This window comes from Endozoicomonas sp. Z74 (genome assembly GCF_057680865.1).
The window spans coordinates 1-2328 of sequence record NZ_JBLYZI010000209.1 but is presented as its reverse complement, the minus strand read 5'-3'; the positions used below and the strand labels follow the sequence as shown (position 1 = coordinate 2328).

Below are 2328 nucleotides of genomic sequence, written 5' to 3'. Positions count from 1 at the left end.
TAGCAACTCGTTACGAGCGGCTTCTGCGTAACTATACGGGAATGCTTCAAATAGCAGCCATCATGGTCTGGTTGGCATGAGTTTGAGTTAAAATCTGGCAGATCGGTTAGATGAGAACGCCGCCTAGGTAATCCCAGACTCTGCCCTGCCCCGGTAAAGCTGCCCTGCTCCACCACCACCCGGAAGATCATCAGGTCATTCAAATCCATCACTGTTCCAATACACAGAACACAAAGTCTTATTTATCCATATTTATCGCACTTACAACAACAATTAGACTGAAATTAACCTCATAAGTGAGGCAATAATCAACAGGGCCAGACACAGGCAGGAGCATTCAATGGATATTCTGAACTACGATCAACTGCCCCATGGGGGGTTTGCCGGGCTGGAAGAGCGCCGGTTTGTGATGGACAACCGGGTTTTCGGTGCTCGAAAGATGGAGCAAACCTTCAACGGCATTGGCAATTTTGTCTATCTGGCTGACGCCAATTTCCTGCCCCATGGTGAAACCGGTATGCACGACCACAGAGAAATTGATGTCATTTCGGTTATGGTGGAGGGCTCCATTGCCCATGCAGGCTCCCTTGAGCATGGCCAGGGCCTGGAAGCCGGGTCTGTGCAAGTACAGCGGGCCGGGGCGGAAGGGTTCAGCCACAACGAAGTCAATCCTGACAATCGGCCAAATCAAATGATTCAATTGTGGGTAGTGCCCGATAAGCCAGGTGAACCGGCGGGTTATAAAGTGTATCAGCCCACCCCCGGAGAAACCCTGACCATTTACGGGGGATCTGAAAGCCAGAACCGGACGTTCAACAGTCAGACCTCCATTGCCGTAGCCAACCTGGCTGCAGGGCAACAGAGTGCAAAACCAGGAATGGTCATGGCCTACCTCAGCAAAGGGTCGGGAACCCTTAATGGTCAACGGGTTAGTCCAAGAACCCTGATTCGTTCGGACCATGGCATCCTCTTTAAAGCCGGAGAAAGTGCCCAGTTGATTCTGGTTTACCTGACGGATCCGAGCCAGAGTTGAGCAAACAATCCCTGTACCGGAAGAGCACTGAAACGGTCTTATAAATGAGATTTTAAGAACATTTTGGCTCATTCCATTATCACCAGGGAAGCACCCGCCAAGGCAAACTACACTCAAGCCTCCTTATTACTCAGTAAAGAGCAGAGGCTTTTGGTATGTTTCCACTGCGCCCCCCTTTCATACGAACCCTGTTGCTTATCTTCACTTTTTTCCTTTGCCATATAGCCTGGGCAGACACCATTGTTATCCTGGGCTATGGTAATACCGGCAAAGTTTATACAGACAAGTTTTATCGAGTTCTCAAGGAAAACGAGAAACTGATTATTGTCGATATCAACCCCGAACGCATAAAGGAAGCAAAAGAGTGGGGCAAAGGCAAAACTCCAGACCGGCTGTCTTTCAAAGACTCCTATGAAGACATAACCGGTGATGAATGGGCTGACACTATCTTTGTCCAGGAACTGATAACGGAAAATGTTAAGGACAAGCAGGTATTAATCGCAGGGGTTCTGGAAAAGCTTGAGCAACAGGGAAAAAGCGATGTTGTGGTTGCCAGCAATACCTCTTCCATTCCAGTCACTATTCTGACAGAGAAGTCGCCTGTTTACAGAGTCCCACGTGTAGCAATAAATCATATGTACTCCCCTCACGGGGCCGTCAGTGAAGTTGGAGTTCATCGCATACGAAAACTCGATGCTCAAGTAGCTTTTAACAGAATGGCTGAAGAGACAAGCGCAACTGTTGAATACTTTAACCACCGCTTGAACATTACCTCGGTGCACCTTCACAACCAACACCTTTCCGAGAAAGGCCGGATGGGCCATTCTTTCAATCGCATCTGGTTCCGGATAAAAGAACATTTTATTAACCTTGTCGCTGAAAAAAGCCTCAACAAGGAAATGGCAGACCTGGCATTCATTCTGCTCTACGGTCGCCCTCTGGGTATCTTTGGCACCATGGACATCATCGGGCTTAAAACCGCCATAGATATTCGACATGTCTGGCATTCCCATGGGGCCTGCACTACTGAAATGCCCGACTTTGTTCAAAACATGGTCAAAGCCAGGCAAACGTTCTACGCCCCCTGTACAAAAACCGACTGCCCTCAGAAAAGTATTGAATGGCTTTGGAGTAACAGGTCAGCCAATCTGGAAACAATGACACAGTACGGCGCTGTTCAAATTAAGTGTTGCTCTACCCAATGTATAGAAACTTGATCTAAAAAAGCCTCCTCTGAGAAGAGTTGAGTTTTAAGAAACCTTTTCCACCCGAGGTAACGAGACAGGTATTTTGTT

The 2328-nt window shown here is 48.0% G+C and carries 3 protein-coding genes; 2 read left to right on the top strand and 1 reads right to left on the bottom strand.

Annotation, left to right across the window (positions count from 1 at the left end; translation table 11 throughout):
- Nucleotides 1-209 (bottom strand): hypothetical protein (locus ACNRUY_RS26245; protein WP_488114618.1); only part of this gene is annotated, 209 nt, incomplete at its 3' end.
- A gap of 131 nt (nucleotides 210-340) precedes the next feature.
- On the opposite strand from ACNRUY_RS26245, the gene ACNRUY_RS26240 reads away from it, so the two are divergent.
- Together ACNRUY_RS26240 and ACNRUY_RS26235 are read left to right on the top strand one after the other, a co-directional pair.
- Nucleotides 341-1033: a pirin family protein gene (locus ACNRUY_RS26240; RefSeq protein ID WP_488114617.1), complete on the top strand. Its 693-nt coding sequence runs from the start codon at nucleotides 341-343 to the stop codon at nucleotides 1031-1033.
- Between the two features lie 155 nt (nucleotides 1034-1188).
- Nucleotides 1189-2250: a 3-hydroxyacyl-CoA dehydrogenase NAD-binding domain-containing protein gene (locus ACNRUY_RS26235; RefSeq protein ID WP_488114616.1), complete on the top strand. Its 1062-nt coding sequence runs from the start codon at nucleotides 1189-1191 to the stop codon at nucleotides 2248-2250.
- The last annotated feature ends 78 nt before the right edge of the window (nucleotides 2251-2328 follow it).